The sequence below is a fragment of the Streptomyces poriferorum genome (genome assembly GCF_019399235.1).
Classification (GTDB): domain Bacteria; phylum Actinomycetota; class Actinomycetes; order Streptomycetales; family Streptomycetaceae; genus Streptomyces; species Streptomyces poriferorum.
In genome coordinates this window covers 1-644 of the sequence record NZ_JAELVH010000607.1, presented here as the reverse complement: position 1 = coordinate 644, position 644 = coordinate 1, and the positions used below count along the sequence as shown (strand labels likewise).

The following is a 644-nucleotide window of genomic DNA, read 5'->3' as shown; positions in this document are numbered from 1 at the left end:
GCCGGCTACCACCCCGACCTCCCCACACCTCCCCTGATGGGTGCGGTTCCGCCCCCGTCGCAGGTCTCGGCCAGGGTGGCGCGATGGCGATCATTGCCCGGCGTCACCCCCCGTGATACACAGAGTAACCAGACACAAATCACTCACACACCGATTCGATCCGCAGGTCAGGACGGCCAGGCCGGTCATATGTACGAGATCCGGGTAAAGAGAGCCGCCAAGTCGTCGTACGAGAGCAGTTTCATCAGCGAAGATAGAGGGTGACCCGTGCCGTGCGGCACGGGCACCGAACTACCCAACAGGGGCGGTGACTTACATGATCCTGGCAGCTGAAAAGGGCGACATCACCACCATCATCGGCGGAATCGCCCCGAACTGGGGGCCGTTCGGGACCTTGGGCAACGAGGCCCGCGTGATGATCGAGGTCGTGATGGCGATCGCGATCCTGCTCTGCCTCGGCATCGCGGTGTGGGGCGCGGCGAAGCAGCGCATCGGCGCGACGGCCCTGCGCGACACGTTCAGCGCGGAACAGGGCAAGGGCCTGATCGTCGCGGGCCTGACCGGTGTGTTCATCATCGGATCGCTGGGAACCGTGTTCACCATCGTCTACGGGATGGCCGTCTAGCCGGCCGCCACCCCCGCCC

At 65.4% G+C, this 644-nt stretch carries 1 protein-coding gene; it reads left to right on the top strand.

The genetic code is table 11. The annotated features are described in order from the left end of the window. Positions 1 to 316: 316 nt before the first annotated feature. On the top strand, positions 317 to 625 hold the full coding sequence (locus JGS39_RS39995) for a DUF8827 family protein (RefSeq protein ID WP_072489575.1): 309 nt from the start codon (positions 317 to 319) through the stop codon (positions 623 to 625). Positions 626 to 644: the final 19 nt, after the last annotated feature.

What these genes read in the sequence shown, in the direction of transcription:
- JGS39_RS39995 (WP_072489575.1), top strand. Translation starts at nt 317, where the DNA reads ATGATCCTGGCAGCTGAAAAGGGCGACATCACCACCATCATCGGCGGA.